The 14828-nt window shown below is 69.6% G+C and carries 13 protein-coding genes; 7 read left to right on the forward strand and 6 right to left on the reverse strand.

Features of this window, described 5'->3' with window-relative positions; all coding sequences use genetic code 11:
- Positions 1–84 precede the first annotated feature (84 nt).
- Together ABZV42_RS01725 and serC are read left to right on the forward strand one after the other, a co-directional pair.
- Entirely contained in the window at positions 85–1308 is a 1224-nt protein-coding gene (locus ABZV42_RS01725; RefSeq protein ID WP_355977632.1) for a cytochrome P450, read from the forward strand.
- A 174-nt stretch (positions 1309–1482) separates the two neighbouring features.
- Positions 1483–2601, forward strand: coding sequence for a phosphoserine transaminase (serC, locus tag ABZV42_RS01730; protein ID WP_355977630.1), 1119 nt, complete (start codon positions 1483–1485; stop codon positions 2599–2601).
- A gap of 115 nt (positions 2602–2716) precedes the next feature.
- On the opposite strand, the gene ABZV42_RS01735 is transcribed toward serC, so the two are convergent.
- On the reverse strand, positions 2717–3715 hold the full coding sequence (locus ABZV42_RS01735; RefSeq protein ID WP_356050637.1) for a WD40 repeat domain-containing protein: 999 nt from the start codon (positions 3713–3715) through the stop codon (positions 2717–2719).
- 176 nt (positions 3716–3891) lie between these two features.
- Between ABZV42_RS01735 and ABZV42_RS01740 the strand changes: the two genes are divergently transcribed.
- Positions 3892–4575 carry an SGNH/GDSL hydrolase family protein gene (locus ABZV42_RS01740; protein ID WP_355977626.1) on the forward strand — a complete coding sequence of 228 codons (684 nt, stop codon included), beginning with the start codon at positions 3892–3894 and terminating at the stop codon, positions 4573–4575.
- Positions 4576–4655: 80 nt separating this feature from the next.
- Positions 4656–5648: an aldo/keto reductase gene (locus ABZV42_RS01745; RefSeq protein ID WP_356050638.1), complete on the forward strand. Its 993-nt coding sequence runs from the start codon at positions 4656–4658 to the stop codon at positions 5646–5648.
- 122 nt (positions 5649–5770) lie between these two features.
- On the opposite strand, the gene thpR is transcribed toward ABZV42_RS01745, so the two are convergent.
- The 3 genes from thpR to ABZV42_RS01760 form a co-directional block, all read right to left on the reverse strand.
- Positions 5771–6361 carry an RNA 2',3'-cyclic phosphodiesterase gene (thpR, locus tag ABZV42_RS01750; protein WP_355977622.1) on the reverse strand — a complete coding sequence of 197 codons (591 nt, stop codon included), beginning with the start codon at positions 6359–6361 and terminating at the stop codon, positions 5771–5773.
- Positions 6362–6592: 231 nt separating this feature from the next.
- Positions 6593–7957, reverse strand: a complete 1365-nt coding sequence (locus ABZV42_RS01755; protein WP_355977620.1) for an MFS transporter — start codon at positions 7955–7957, stop codon at positions 6593–6595.
- 436 nt (positions 7958–8393) lie between these two features.
- Entirely contained in the window at positions 8394–8831 is a 438-nt protein-coding gene (locus tag ABZV42_RS01760) for a MarR family transcriptional regulator (RefSeq protein WP_355977618.1), read from the reverse strand.
- Between the two features lie 143 nt (positions 8832–8974).
- Here ABZV42_RS01760 and ABZV42_RS01765 point away from each other — a divergent pair, with 143 nt between their 5' ends.
- Complete coding sequence (locus ABZV42_RS01765) at positions 8975–9157, forward strand: hypothetical protein (RefSeq protein ID WP_054235178.1); 183 nt, start codon at positions 8975–8977, stop codon at positions 9155–9157.
- A 52-nt stretch (positions 9158–9209) separates the two neighbouring features.
- Here the strand turns inward: ABZV42_RS01765 and ABZV42_RS01770 are convergent, their stop codons facing one another.
- Positions 9210–10661, reverse strand: coding sequence for an NCS2 family permease (locus ABZV42_RS01770; RefSeq protein WP_356050639.1), 1452 nt, complete (start codon positions 10659–10661; stop codon positions 9210–9212).
- Between the two features lie 237 nt (positions 10662–10898).
- On the opposite strand from ABZV42_RS01770, the gene ABZV42_RS01775 reads away from it, so the two are divergent.
- Together ABZV42_RS01775 and ABZV42_RS01780 are read left to right on the forward strand one after the other, a co-directional pair.
- Positions 10899–11174, forward strand: a complete 276-nt coding sequence (locus ABZV42_RS01775; RefSeq protein ID WP_356050640.1) for a DUF2530 domain-containing protein — start codon at positions 10899–10901, stop codon at positions 11172–11174.
- A gap of 114 nt (positions 11175–11288) precedes the next feature.
- A complete protein-coding gene (locus ABZV42_RS01780) occupies positions 11289–13688 on the forward strand; it encodes a cation-translocating P-type ATPase (RefSeq protein WP_356050641.1) in 2400 nt (799 codons plus the stop codon).
- Between the two features lie 15 nt (positions 13689–13703).
- On the opposite strand, the gene ABZV42_RS01785 is transcribed toward ABZV42_RS01780, so the two are convergent.
- Positions 13704–14576 carry a hypothetical protein gene (locus tag ABZV42_RS01785; protein WP_355977611.1) on the reverse strand — a complete coding sequence of 291 codons (873 nt, stop codon included), beginning with the start codon at positions 14574–14576 and terminating at the stop codon, positions 13704–13706.
- Positions 14577–14828 lie beyond the last annotated feature (252 nt).

Here is a 14828-nt window from a genome sequence, read left to right on the forward strand (position 1 = left end):
CCCCGTCGCCGGCCGGGGCCCGGGGCTGTCCCCATGCACTCGGGAAGACGCGTCACCCCACCCAGCCCTTGGAGGCACCCCCGCATGACCACCGGTACCGAAGAGACCCGCATAGCCCTGGACCCCTTCGTCACCGACCTGGACGGCGAGAGCGCCGCGCTGCGTGCCGCGGGGCCGCTCGCCGCCGTCGAACTGCCCGGCGGTGTGCCCGTCTGGGCGGTCACCCACCACGCCGAGGCGCGCGCCCTGCTGACGGACCCCCGTCTGGTGAAGGACATCAACGTGTGGGGCGCCTGGCGGCGCGGTGAGATCGCCCCCGACTGGCCGCTGATCGGACTCGCCAACCCCGGCCGCTCCATGCTCACCGTGGACGGCGCGGACCACCGGCGGATGCGCACCCTGGTGGCGCAGGCGCTGACCCCGCGCCGGGTGGAGCAGATGCGGGAGCGGATCGCGAAGCTGACGGAGGGCCTGCTCGACAACCTCACCGGGGACGTCGTCGACCTGAAGGCCGACTTCGCCTACCCGCTGCCCATGTACGTCATCGCCGACCTCATGGGCATCGAGGAGTCCCGGCTGCCGCGGCTGAAGGAGCTGTTCGAGAAGTTCTTCTCGACGCAGACCCCGCCCGCCGAGGTCATCGCGACCCTCACCGAACTGGCGGGGATCATGGCGGAGACCGTGGCCGCCAAGCGCGCCGAGCCCGGCGACGACCTGACCAGCGCGCTGATCCTGGCCTCGGAGGACGGCGACCACCTCACCGACGCCGAGATCGTCTCCACCCTCCAGCTGATGGTCGCGGCCGGCCACGAGACGACGATCTCCCTCATCGTCAACGCCGTCGTCGGCCTCTCCGCCCACCCCGACCAGCGCGCCCTCGTCCTGTCCGGCGAGGTCGAGTGGTCCGCGGTCGTCGAGGAGACCCTGCGCCACTCCACCCCGACCTCCCACGTCCTCATCCGGTTCGCCACGGAGGACGTCCCGGTCGGCGACAAGGTGATCCCGGCGGGCGACGCGCTCATCGTGTCGTACGGCGCGATCGGCCGCGACGAGAACGCCCACGGGCCCACCGCGGGCGAGTTCGACATCAGCCGCACCAGCCAGAACCGGCACATCTCCTTCGGCCACGGGCCGCACGTGTGCCCCGGCGCGGCCCTGTCCCGCCTGGAGGCGGGCGTAGCGCTGCCCGCCCTGTACGAGCGCTTCCCGTCCCTCGACCTCGCCGTCCCGGTGCCGGAACTCCGCAACAAGCCGGTGGTGACGCAGAACGACCTGTTCGAGCTGCCGGTCCGGCTCACCGCCAAGTGAGCCGAACGAGCCAGTGAGCCGGGTGAGCTGGGTGAGCTGGGTGAGCTGAACCGACCGGCCCGGCGACGGCCGGAGGACCCGTGACGGGCCTCCGGCCGTCGCCGCCGTCAACACCCCGTCTCAGCCGACGGACGACGTTTCACCGGTGTTTCCCCGAACGGCTAGGCTCCTGGCGTGGCTGATATCCAGATCCCCGCTGACCTCAAGCCCGCCGACGGACGATTCGGCGCCGGCCCCTCCAAGGTGCGGACGGAGGCACTGGACGCGCTGGCCGCGACCGGTGACTCTCTGCTCGGCACATCCCACCGCCAGGCCCCGGTCAAGAACCTGGTCGGCAAGGTGCGCGAGGGCGTGCGCGAGCTGTTCTCCCTGCCCGACGGGTACGAGGTCGTCCTCGGCAACGGCGGCTCCACCGCGTTCTGGGACGTCGCGACGCACGGCCTGATCGAGAACAAGTCGCAGCACCTCACGTTCGGCGAGTTCTCCTCCAAGTTCGCGAAGGCGGCCAAGCTCGCCCCGTGGCTCGCCGCGCCGACCGTGGTCTCCTCCGACCCGGGCACCCACCCCGAGCCGGTCGCCGAGGCGGGCGCCGACGTCTACGCCTTCACCCACAACGAGACCTCCACCGGTGTCGCCGCCCCCATCAAGCGGGTAGCGGGCGCCGACGAGGGCTCCCTCGTCCTGGTGGACGCCACCTCCGGCGCCGGCGGCCTGCCCGTCGACATCGCCGAGACCGACGTCTACTACTTCGCCCCGCAGAAGTCCTTCGCCTCCGACGGCGGCCTGTGGATCGGCGTGTTCTCCCCGGCCGCGATCGAGCGCGCCGAGCGGATCCACGCCTCCGGCCGGCACATCCCGGAGTTCTTCTCGCTGCCCACCGCGATCGACAACTCCCGCAAGAACCAGACGTACAACACCCCGGCGCTGGCCACGATCTTCCTGCTCAACGAGCAGCTGGAGTGGATCAACGGCCAGGGCGGTCTCGCCTGGTCCTCGGCCCGTACGAAGGACTCCTCGACCCGTCTGTACCGCTGGGCCGAGGACAGCAAGTACGCGACCCCGTTCGTGACCGACGCGGCCAAGCGCTCGCAGGTCATCGGCACGATCGACTTCGCCGACGAGATCGACGCCGCCGCCGTCGCCAAGGTGCTGCGCGCCAACGGCATCGTCGACACCGAGCCCTACCGCAAGCTCGGCCGCAACCAGCTGCGCGTCGCCATGTTCCCGGCGATCGACCCGGCGGACGTCGAGGCGCTGACGCACTGCATCGACTACGTGATCGAGAAGCTGTAACCGTTCCTACGAGCGAGGGGCGTCCGGCGCGCGAGCGCGCGGGGCGCCCCTCGGTCGTTTCCAGACCCTCGGCTGTTTCCAGGTCCCGTGCCGTTTTCGGGCCCCCGGCCTCCGGTCAGCGGCGGCGCAGGCGCTTGAAGGCGAAGACCACGGCGAAGAGGGCCGCGACCGCGACGGCGCCGACCTTCGCCCCGCCGCTCATTCCGCTGCCGCTCCCCTCCCCCGCGGCCGAACCGCCGCCCTTGGAGGACGAGTTGGACCCGGACCCCGCGGCGCCCGGCGCGTCCTCCGGCTGTACGGGGCTGTCCGCGCCCTCGCTGCCGTACATGAGCTTCGATCCGTCGGGGGTGTAGGTGATCGACTCCCCCTGGCCCTGGAGGGGCACGTTCAGGCGCTCCTGGCGCTTGATCCGGCCGTCGTTCCAGGCGTAGGCGATCCCGCCGAAATACCCGCGCACGGCGAGCTGGCGGCCGTCGGGGGAGAACGCGCCGTCCGTGACCCACAGGTCGATGGTGGCGACGGGCTTGAAGACGTTGGTCGTGGTGGCGGAGAGCTCGGCGGGGCCTTCGTAGAGGTGGCCGCCGTCCTCGTTCTTGTCGGCGATGTACACGCGCCCCGTCTTGGGATGCACCATCAGCGCCTCCGCGTTGCGGGGACCGTCCGAGTACTTCACGACGTACTGGGTGGCGCGGACGGTCTGGTCCTTGAGCACCTTCGGCTCGGGAAGCTTGTAGATCCACACGTGGTCCCACTTGCCGCCGAGGTTGTCGCCGATGTCACCGGCGTAGAGATCGCCGTCGGGGCCGATGGAGATCGCCTCGACGTCCCGGGGCGCGCCGACCCCGCTCATGGTGATCGTGGCGACGGTGCGGCCCGTCCTGCTGTCGACCGCGTACAGATAGGGACCGTCGTCGCTGTCGTTGTGGGTCCAGTAGATGCCCGGGTGGATGCGCGAGGCGGCGAGGCCGCTGGACTCCTTGATCCGGGGGTCCTTGATGGTGAATCCCCCGTCGCCTCCGTCGGCGAGGGCGGGCGCCCCCAGGGCGAGGACGAGGGCCGCTCCGGCGAGGGCTCCGGCGGCGGCTCCGGACACGAACGAGTGCGATCGGCGCATGCCCCAAGCCTGCCATCCCACCGGCCCGTTCACGTCGGCGCGGCCCACCCGGACCCGTACCACCTGACCACCGGCGCCCGCCCGGCCGCGTGAGCCGCGCCGGACCGCGCGCCGGCGTGTCCAGCTTCACACCGCACCGGCTCATGGCACCTGGGCCGATCGTCCATGATGATCGGATGCTCAGGTTCATGCCCGTCGGCGACTCCATGACGATCGGTAGCGCGGGCGAACACACGTGGCGTTACCGGATGTGGCAGCACCTGCGCGCGACGCACGGGGGCCCGTTCAAGATCGTCGGCCCGCGCGAGACGCTGTACGACAAGGCGACGGAGTCCCCCGACTCCTACGAGTACGCGGACCCGGAGTTCCCCCGCGCCCATCTGGCCGGCTGGGGCGAGGGCTGGCTGCACATGGTCCCGCTGATCCGCGAGGCGGTCCGCGCGCAGCGCGCCGACGTCCTGCTGGTCTCGCTCGGGCTCATCGACCTCGGCTTCTACACGAACGCCGTCCAGACCGCGGACAACGCGCGCGCCTTCGTCGAGGAGGCCCGCGCCGCGAACCCGCGCGTCCGTATGGTCCTCCTCCCGGTGATACCGAACGTCCGGGCCCGGAACGACGCCCCCTTCGCCGCCGAGGTGGCCGCGTTCAACGAGCTCCTCGCCAAGACGGCCGCCGACCTCGACGAGCCGCGCTCCCCGCTGCTGCTCGCGTCCACGCCCCCTTCGTACGACCTCGACTTCGACACCTACGACGGCACCCACCCGAACGCGAGCGGCGAGCACAAGATCGCGGAGGGTTTCGCGGAGGCGATGTACCAGGCGTGGGACCTGGGCGAGCCGTACACGGCCGTGTCCGCCTGACGGATCCCGGACGCTGCCCGGCGGCCGCCGGCCGGGCCGCTCTTGCCTAGAGCGCACTCCACGCCGTTGGCTGGTGAACCATGAAGTACACACAGCTCGGACGCACGGGGCTCAAGGTCAGCCGGCTCGTCCTCGGCACGATGAACTTCGGACCGCAGACGGACGAGGCCGACAGCCACGCCATCATGGACGCGGCGCTGGACGCCGGAATCAACTATTTCGACACCGCGAACGTGTATGGCTGGGGCGAGAACAAGGGCCGTACGGAATCGATCATCGGCAACTGGTTCGCCAAGGGCGGCGACCGCCGGGACCGGACGGTCCTCGCCACCAAGGTGTACGGGAACATGGGCGCCGAGGGTGCTCCGTGGCCCAACCAGGACAAGCTCTCCGCCCTGAACATCCGGCGGGCGGCCGAGGCGAGCCTCAAGCGGCTCCGGACCGACTACATCGACGTCTACCAGTTCCACCACGTCGACCGGTCCACCCCCTTCGAGGAGATCTGGCAGGCGATCGACGTCCTGGTGCGGCAGGGGAAGATCCTCTACGTCGGATCCAGCAACTTCCCCGGCTACAAGATCGCCCAGGCCAACGAGATCGCCGCCCGCCGGGGCGGGACCATCGGGCTGGTCAGCGAGCAGTGCCTCTACAACCTCGCCGAACGCCGCGCCGAGATGGAGGTCATCCCGGCCGCCGAGGAGTACGGGCTCGGCGTCATCCCCTGGTCGCCGCTGAACGGCGGACTGCTGGGCGGTGTGATCAAGAAGGAGGTCGAGGGCGGCCGCCGGGCGAGCGGCCGGTCCGCCGACGCCCTCGCCAACACGGCCGTACGCGCCCAGATCCAGGCCTACGAGGATCTGCTGGAGAAGCACGGTCTGGAGCCCGGAGAGGCCGCGCTGGCCTGGCTGCTGACCCGTCCGGGGGTCACCGGACCCATCGTTGGCCCGCGCACCGCGGAGCAGCTCGAATCGGCGCTGCGCGCGGTGGAGCTGGAGCTGTCCCAGGAGGTCCTGGAGGGTCTCGACGAGATCTTCCCGGGCCCGGGCCCCTCCCCCGAGGCTTTCGCCTGGTAGCGGGACCGTCCGGCGGTGGCGGTCGTTACCTGACCGCCGCCGCCATGGCGACGACGAGGAACATCAGCACGAGCACACCGGCCATGATCCGGTTACGGGTCTTCGGGTTCACGTCATCGAGGTTAACCGGCCGTTCGCGCGTTCCCGTCGCCCGCCCCCAGCGGCCGGCTCGCCACCGTTTCGTATCGGGGCTGCTCACGGGGCACTCCGGACGTCGGCAGGTTGCTGCGGACGAGACACAGCTCACCCACCGTCCAGGGCTTCCCTGCGAACGCGTCCAGGGCGGCGACGTACGGCTTGAAGTCCGTGGAGTCGCGGCTGCGGGCCACCGTCAGATGCGGACGGTAGTGGCGGTGCTCCTCCATCGTGACGCCCGCCTTGCGGCCCGCGGCCTCCGCCCGGTCCGCCAGCAGCCGCATGGTCCCCACGTCCCCGGCCGCGCCGACCCACAGGGCGCGGTCGCCGAAGTGGCCGCCGCCGCGCAGGGACATCGGGAACGGGTCGGTGCGACGGGCGGCCCGCAGCAGCCGTTCCGCGAGGTCCGGGACGAGGTCGTCGGCCACCTCTCCGTAGAACGCGAGGGTGAAGTGCCAGCCGGGGCGGCCCGTCCAGCGCAAGGCGTCCGCACCCGGCATCCGCCGCAACGCGTCCACTTCCGGAGCGAGTTCAAGCACCGCATCGGCAGGGGGCAGTACCGCCGCGAAGAGTCTCATCCGGCCAGCCTTCCAGGGAACGGCGATCGGCACACGGGAGTACGGAGTACGGGGGTACGGAGTACGGGAGTAACCGGGGTACGGGAGTAACGGGGGTAGGGGAGTAACGGGGGTACGGGAGTAACGGGGGTACGGGAGTACCGCGGCGGACGGGCCCGCGGCGGATGGGCCCGCGGGTACGCGAGAGGCGGCCGGCCGCGTGAGCGGGCCGACCGCCTCAGGAGCTTCCGGTCACACCGCGGTGGCCAGCTGCTCCTCGGCACGCACGCGCGGGACGAAGCGGACCGTGGGGTGGCCGTGATGCCACCCCAGGGAGACCCGAAGGCCGCCGAGGCGGGCCAGGACCAGACCGATCGCCGTCGCGGCGGCCATCGACACCAGTCCGCCGAGCGCGAAGCCCACCCGGGGACCGTAGACGTCGGTGACCCAGCCGATGAGCGGCGCGCCCAGAGGTGAGCCGCCCACGAACACCATCATGAACAGCGCCATGACGCGGCCGCGCATGGCCGGGTCGGTGGCCATCTGGACCGAGGTGTTCGCGGTGACGTTCACCGTCAGCCCGAAGATGCCGATCGGGACCATCAGGAGGGAGAACAGCCAGAGCGTGGGTGCCGTGGAGGCCACCACCTCCAGCGCGCCGAAGGCGATCGCGGCCGCGATCAGCACGCGCAGCCGGGCCGTGCCGCGCCGGGCGGCGAGCAGCGCTCCGGTCAGCGAACCCAGCGCCATCAGCGTGTTGAAGAGGCTGTAGGCGCCGGCCCCCGAGTGGAAGATGTCGTCCGCGTACGCCGACAGCCAGACGGGGAAGTTGAACCCGAACGTGCCGATGAAGCCGACGAGCACGATCGGCCAGATCAGTTCGGGGCGGCCGGCGACGTAGTGGAGGCCTTCGCGGAGCTGGCCCTTGGCGCGCGGCGCCCGCTGGACGACGTGCAGTTCACGGGACCGCATCAGCAGCAGGCTCGCCAGCGGGGCCACGAAGGACAGGCCGTTCAGCAGGAAGGCCCAGCCGGTTCCCACGCCCGTGATCAGCAGACCCGCGACGGCGGGCCCGACCAGTCGCGCGGACTGGAAGTTGGCCGAGTTCAGGCTGACCGCGTTCTGGAGCTGGCCGGGGCCGACCATCTCGGAGACGAAGGACTGGCGTGCCGGGTTGTCGACGACGGTGGCCATACCGACGGCGAAGGCGACGAGGTAGACGTGCCAGACCTGGACATGGCCGGAGAGGGTGAGGAAGGCGAGCGCGAGGCCGGTGAGGGCCATCGCCGTCTGGGTCACGAGCAGCGTGGGCCGCTTGGGCAGCCGGTCGACGAGAACACCGCCGTACAGGCCGAAGAGCAGCATCGGCAGGAACTGGAGCGCGGTGGTGATGCCGACCGCGGCGGAGGAGCCGGTCAGGCTGAGCACCAGCCAGTCCTGGGCGATGCGCTGCATCCAGGTGCCGGTGTTGGAGACGACCTGGCCCAGGAAGAACAGGCGGTAGTTCCGGATCTTCAGCGAGCTGAACATCGAGGAGGAGCGGGGGGAGTCGCGGGGGGCTGTGGGGTCGTGGGTGGCTGGTGCGGGGGCGGAGTGTGCTCCGGGTCCCGTACTCAAAAGGGCTCGCCTCCAGGGCTGTAGGGGACGTCGGCGCCATGAGGGCGCCGGCGTTGACGGGGAGAGGGCGGACCCTCGGTGATCCGAGATCGGTGATCCGGGCTGCGACCGGTGATCCGAGTCGAGATCGGCGATCCGAGTGTCGAGACCAGTGCTCCGGACCGAGATCGGTGATCCGAGTCGAGACCAGTGATCCGGATTGTGACCGGTGATCTGGACCGAGATCGGTGATCTGGACCGCACCCGATGTCCGACTCGGACCGGGCGACCGGGCCACCGGGCCACCGGGATCAGTGATCCGGACTGCGATCGCTGATCCGAATCGAGATCGGTGATCCAGACCGAGATCACTGATCCGAACCGAGATCGGTGATCCCATTTCGGGCGCCTCGGATCGGGCGCCGAGGCTCGGGGATCGGAAGAGGGCCGCCAATGGTCAGATGTGCGCGAGTTTTTCGAGGACGGGGGCGGCCTCGCGCAGCTTGGCCCATTCGTCCTCGTCGAGTACCTCGGCCAGTCCGGCCAGGAACGCGTTCCGCTTGCGGCGGCTCTCCTCGAGCATCGCCTCCGCCTTGTCGGTCTGCGTCACCACCTTCTGGCGCCGGTCCTCCGGATGCGGCTCCAGCCTGACGAGCTCCTTGGCCTCAAGCAGCGCGACGATGCGGGTCATCGACGGCGGCTGTACGTGTTCCTTGCGGGCGAGTTCGCCGGGCGTGGCGCTGCCGCAACGGGCGAGGGTGCCGAGCACCGACATCTCGGTGGGGCTCAGCGACTCGTCGACCCGCTGGTGCTTGAGTCGACGCGACAACCGCATCACTGCGGAGCGCAAGGCGTTCACGGCGGCCTCGTCGTCGCCATGGGTGAGGTCAGGCATGTCTTTAGCGTAACTCATTACCCTCGCTAAAGAACAATGGGGCCCCTGTGAAACGCGCCATCGGCCACGCGGATCACTCATACGAGTGAGATAGCACCGGAAAGTGACCCGAATCCGGTCGGGAAGCGGCGACCCTCGACGGCATGGGGACCAGCGTGCTCAGCCTGCGTATCGACGGGGAGCTGCTCGACCGGCTCCGCCACCATGCCGCAAAACGCGGAATGAGCGTCCAGGACTATGTGGTCCGGACGCTCATTCGCGACGACTTCGACGAGCGGTTCCAGACCGCCGTCGAGGAGACGGAGAAGTTCTACGGGGTCACGTGAGACCCCGTACGGCCGATGCCGCCGCGGCGGGCGCCGTCACGGCTGGTTCGGCTCAGGTCAGGCCGAGGGCCGGCATGAGGTAGTAGAAGGTGAACACGGCCGACACCACGTACATGGCGACCGGGATGTCACGGCCGCGGCCCGCCGCCAGGCGCAGCACGACGAAGGTGATGAAGCCCATCCCGATGCCGTTGGTGATCGAGTAGGTGAACGGCATCATCATCATGGTCACGAAGGCCGGGATGGCGATCGTGTAGTCCGCCCAGTCGATCTCCTTGACCGAGTGGGACATGATCAGGAAGCCGACCGCGATCAGTGCGGGGGTGGCCGCCTGGGACGGGACCATCGTGGCGACGGGGGTCAGGAACAGGGCGACGGCGAACAGCGCGCCGGTGACCACGTTCGCGAAGCCCGTGCGGGCACCCTCGCCGACGCCTGCCGTGGACTCCACGAAGCACGTGGTGGCCGAGGAGGAGCTGGCACCGCCCGCGGCGACGGCGATGCCGTCGACGAAGAGGACCTTGTTGATGCCGGGCATGTTGCCCTGCGCGTCCGTCAGCTTGGCCTCGTCGCTGATGCCCATGATCGTGCCCATCGCGTCGAAGAAGCACGACAGCAGCACGGTGAAGACGAAGAGGATGCCGGTCAGCACGCCGACCTTGCTGAACCCGCCGAAGAGGCTGAACTGGCCGACGAGCCCGAAGTCGGGGCTGGCGACCGGGTTGCCGGGCCACTTCGGGGTGGTCAGGCCCCAGGACGGGACGGTGGTGACGGCGTTGATGATCACCGCGGCGATCGTCATGGTGACGATCGAGATGAGGATGGCGCCGGGCACCTTGCGCACCATCAGCGCGAGGGTCAGCAGGGTGCCGAGGATGAAGATCAGCACGGGCCAGCCGTGCAGGTGACCGTCGGTGCCGAGCTGGAGCGGGACCGTCGTCTGGGCGATGTCCGGGATGCGCGTGACGAAGCCGGAGTCGACCAGGCCGATCAGCATGATGAACAGGCCGATGCCGATCGCGATGCCCTTGCGCAGGCCGAGCGGCACCGCGTTCATGACGCGCTCGCGCAGACCGGTGGCGACCAGCAGCATCACGACGAAGCCCGCGAGGACCACCATGCCCATGGCGTCCGGCCAGGACATCCGGGGCGCGAGCTGGAGGGCGACGACCGTGTTCACACCGAGGCCCGCGGCGAGCGCGATCGGCACGTTGCCGATGACGCCCATGAGGAGCGTGGTGAAGGCCGCGGTCAGCGCGGTCGCGGTGACCAGCTGCCCGTTGTCGAGGTGGTGCCCGTACATGTCCTTCGCGCTGCCCAGGATGATCGGGTTCAGCACGATGATGTACGCCATCGCGAAGAAGGTGGCGAAACCGCCGCGGATCTCGCGCGGGAGGCTGGAGCCCCGCTCGGAGATCTTGAAGTAGCGGTCGAGGGCGCTCTGCGCGGGCCGGGACTCCGGCTCCTGCGGGGCGGGGGCCTTGGTGGCGGCCGAGGTGGACATGCGGGTCCTCAAACGTGCGGGGGGACGGGGACGTGATCGAGCCCGGTCAGTGGTCGCTCACCAGCAGGTTCCCCCAGGTCGCTGTTGGTGTTTTCTACGAATACAACTGGCCAGACTCGGACGGTTTCAGTATGAACATATGAGTCCGAAATCGCTATCTCCGCGCGTAGACCCGTGCTGCACAAGGGTCGTCAGGGTGCGAACACAACCGGTCGCCGACCCTCGTAAGCTGTGCACATGGCGAAGTGGACCCCCAAGCACGAGGCGCCGGAGCCCCTGGAGGGCCCCGTCGTCGCCACCATCACGGGCGGCACGATCCTCTGGTTCGTCCTCTTCCTGGTGCAGCTGCCGTTCTACGGCTGGTTCGACGACCACGGGCACCTGTGGTGGCTGTGGACCTGCCTGGCCGGCGCGGGCCTCGGGCTGATCGGCATCTGGTACGTCCGCAAGCGCGACGCGGCGATCAGGCGCGCCCTGGCGGACGGTTCCCCGGTAGCCCCCGTGACGGAGTAAGGGCCCGCCTTCTCCACCCACGGCAGCATTCCCCGCCGCTTCCGCTCCTCCCCAAGTCGGAACTTCGGCCCACTCGGCGGGTGAAGCCGCATATCCGCACGTACCGTCGATGGCATGAGCCACACCGACGCGGGCGCCGGACTCGATCCCGTTCACCCCGTGCCCATACCCGTCTCCAGACGGGCCGAGGGACTGTCGGCCGCCGAGGTGGCCGAGCGGGTCGCGCGCGGCGAGGTGAACGACGTCCCGGTGCGCAGCAGCCGCTCCGTGGGCGAGATCGTCAAGGCGAACGTGTTCACCCGGTTCAACGCGATCATCGGCGTCCTGTGGCTGATCATGCTGTTCGTGGCGCCGTTCCAGGACAGCCTGTTCGGCTACGTGATCATCGCCAACACCGGGATCGGCATCATCCAGGAATGGCGGGCCAAGAAGACGCTGGACTCGCTCGCGGTGATCGGCGAGGTGAGACCGACCGTCCGCAGGGACGGGGTCGCCGCCGAGGTCCGTTCGTCGCAGATCGTGCTCGGGGACCTCATCGAGATCGGGCCGGGCGACAAGGTCGCCGTCGACGGCACCTGCGCCGAGGCCGACGGTCTGGAGATCGACGAGTCGCTGCTGACCGGCGAGGCCGACCCCGTGGTCAAGCACGCCGGGGACGCGGTGATGTCGGGCAGCTTCGTGGTCGCGGGCAGCGGCGCCTTCACGGCGACGAAGGTGGGCCGGGAGGCGTACGCGGCACAGCTGGCCGAGGAGGCCTCGCGGTTCACGCTGGTCCACTCCGAACTGCGCACCGGTATCTCCACGATCCTCAAGTACGTGACGTGGATGATGATCCCGACCGCCATCGGCTTGATCATCAGCCAGCTCGTCGTCAAGCAGCACGGCTTCAAGGACTCCGTCGCGCGGACCGTCGGCGGGATCGTGCCGATGGTCCCGGAGGGGCTGGTCCTGCTCACCTCCGTCGCCTTCGCGATCGGCGTCATCCGCCTTGGCCGGAAACAGTGCCTCGTGCAGGAACTTCCCGCCATCGAGGGCCTCGCCCGCATCGACACCGTCTGCCTCGACAAGACCGGCACCCTCACCGAGGGAGGCATGGACGTCACCGAGCTGCGGCCGCTGAACGGCACCGACGAGTCGTATCTGCGTACGGTCCTCGGCGCGCTCGGCGACTCCGATCCCCGGCCGAACGCCTCCCTCCAGGCGATCATCGCCGCCTACCCGGACAGCGAGGAGTGGCGCTGCACCCAGTCCCTGCCCTTCTCCTCCGCCCGCAAGTACAGCGGCGCCGGCTTCAGCGAGGGCAACGGCGAGTCGAGCACCTGGCTGCTCGGCGCTCCCGATGTCCTGCTGCCCGCCGGGGACGCGGCGCTCACCGACACCGCACGGCTCAACGAGGCGGGACTTCGGGTGCTGCTGCTCGCCAGGACCACCAAGGATCTCGACGACCCCGACGTCGCCGAGACCGCCCGGCCCGCCGCGCTGGTCGTGCTGGAGCAGCGGCTGCGCCCGGACGCGGCCGACACCCTGCGCTACTTCGCCGAGCAGGACGTCAAGGCCAAGGTCATCTCGGGCGACAACGCGGTGTCGGTGAGCGCGGTCGCCGGGAAACTGGGCCTCACCGGCGAGGTCGTGGACGCACGCGAGCTGCCGGCCGAACCCGCGGAGATGGCGGAGTCCCTGGAGAAGGCCACGGTCTTCGGGCGGGTCACCCCGCAGCAGAAGCGGGACATGGTCGGCGCCCTCCAGTCCCACGGGCACACGGTGGCGATGACCGGTGACGGTGTGAACGACGTCCTGGCCCTGAAGGACGCGGACATCGGGGTGAGCATGGGCTCGGGCTCCGAGGCGACCCGCGCCGTGGCCCAGATCGTGCTGCTGAACAACAGCTTCTCGACGCTGCCCTCGGTGGTCGGGGAGGGCCGCCGGGTCATCGGGAACATCACCCGGGTCGCCACCCTGTTCCTGGTGAAGACGGTCTACTCGGTGCTGCTGGCCGTGCTGGTGGTGTGCTGGCAGGTCGAATACCCCTTCCTGCCACGTCACCTGACCCTGTTGTCCACCCTGACGATCGGCATCCCGGCGTTCTTCCTCGCCCTCGCCCCCAACAAGGAGCGGGCCCAGCCCCACTTCGTGCGGCGGGTGATGCGGTACTCGATCCCGGGCGGGGTCGTGGCGGGAACGGCGACCTTCCTGATGTATCTGATCGCGCGCCACCACTACACGGGCGCGGGCTCGCTGGAGGCGGAGACGAGCGCCGCGACGCTGACGCTGTTCCTGGTCTCGATGTGGGTGCTCGCGATCATCGCCCGGCCCTACACCTGGTGGCGGATCTGCCTCGTCGCCTCGATGGGCGGGGCGTTCCTGCTGGTGCTCGTGGTGCCGGGGCTTCAGCACTTCTTCGCGCTGAAGCTGGTCGGCACGACGATGCCGTGGATCGCGGTCCTGATCTCGGTGGTGGCGGCGGCCGTCCTGGAGTTCCTCTGGAGGTGGGTCGACCGCCGCGTTCCCGCGTAGGGGCTACTTCATGGGTTACTGCACGTCGACGTAGTCACCCGTGGCGTTGACGGCCGGGGTGGTCGTGGTGCCCGCGAAGCTGTAGCGGAAGTAACCGTCGACGGTGGCCGTCGTGGTCGTCTTCAGGTTGCCGGTGCTGTCCGTCTTGATCGTCTTGATCGTGGTGTACGTGGTGCTGGTCTTCTTGCGGAACTGGAGCTGCACCGACTGGCCGGTGTAGCCGTGGTAGAGGTTGTCCTCCCAGTTGGCGCGCGACAGCTTGCCGGTGACCGTGACGGTCTTGCCCTTCTTGACGGGCTCCGGCGCGGCGTTGACGGTCAGCTTGGAGTAGCGCTGGACCTTGGTGGTGCCGAGGTCGCCCTGCACCGTGCTGCCTTCGGTGGCGTAGTTGAGCGCCAGGCCGCCGCCCGACCAGGTGCCGGCTTCGGCGTTGAGCAGTTCGTTGTCCCCCGGGCCCGGGTAGATGTCGATGAGGCCCGTGCAGCTGGCGGTGGTCGCCGAGGTGGCGGTGCAGGTGGCCGGGTCGTTGCCGAGCAGCGCGTTGTCCGGGCTTTCGATCGAGCCCTTGTAGATGAGGGGGCCGTTGGCGAAGTCGTCCGAGGTGATGTCGACGCTCGGGCCGTGGGTCAGCGTGTAGGTGACCGTCGTGGAGACGTGGTTCGTCGTGCCGACCTTGATCGCGCTGGCGATCTTGAAGTTCGAGAAGCTGACGTCCAGGTCCCCCACGGGGGCGGAGCCGGTGAACGTGGTCCTGCCGGAGGTGCCGAGCACCTTCCCGGCCGAGGCGCGGTAGGACGAGTCCGCACCGTCTGCGTGCGCTACAGGCATGAGAACGGCGGAGAGAGCCAGGGCGCCGGAGACGGCGGCCACAGTGGCACGTATACGCATGCGATCCCCAAGTGGAGAAAGGGGCCCCGACTGTGGTCGTTCCTTACGGCTCGTCGTCGCAGGGGGCCCAAAGTGATCGTTGAGTCTGTTGACTCGGATGATCTGATCACCGACACGCACGAATGGTTGTACGCGAGATTAAATCTTTGTGCGGGCGTGACCCGGGCGCGACGGGGCGAGCGGCGCCACCGGGCAGCGAGCCGCACGAAAAATCCCCGGCCCTGAAGAGGGCCGGGGAACTCTGGTCGCGTC

Origin of the sequence: Streptomyces sp. NPDC005281, assembly GCF_040607495.1 — a bacterium.
Taxonomy (GTDB): Bacteria; Actinomycetota; Actinomycetes; order Streptomycetales; family Streptomycetaceae; genus Streptomyces.